Origin of the sequence: Arachnia propionica (assembly GCF_003859805.1) — a bacterium.
GTDB lineage: Bacteria > Actinomycetota > Actinomycetes > Propionibacteriales > Propionibacteriaceae > Arachnia > Arachnia propionica_C.
Genome location: NZ_RQZG01000075.1, coordinates 1 through 237, shown reverse-complemented (window position 1 = coordinate 237; position 237 = coordinate 1). Strand labels below are relative to the sequence as shown.

Genomic DNA, 237 nt, shown 5'->3' with positions numbered 1-237 from the left:
GGACTGGGGGTCATCGTTGTCTCTTGCGGGCGGCTTGCCTCTGTTCTTCCAGGGGTAGGGCTTTGAAGGCTCCCATGGCGTCGGGGTCGTGGCGGTCGATGCCTGCTCTGCGGGCTCGGTGGTACCAAGGTGGGAGGAGGAAGGGTGGGAACCAGAAGAAGAATCCGAGGAGGAAGGTGACCATGCAGAAGATACAGGTCAGGCCAAACACTCCCAGGATGAGGTCGGGGATGGCTG

Annotated in this window: 1 protein-coding gene; it reads right to left on the bottom strand. The window is 61.6% G+C overall.

Features of this window, described 5'->3' with window-relative positions; all coding sequences use genetic code 11:
• Nucleotides 1–10: 10 nt before the first annotated feature.
• Nucleotides 11–237: hypothetical protein (locus EII34_RS16390; protein WP_221620340.1), on the bottom strand; the 227-nt coding region annotated here is incomplete at its 5' end.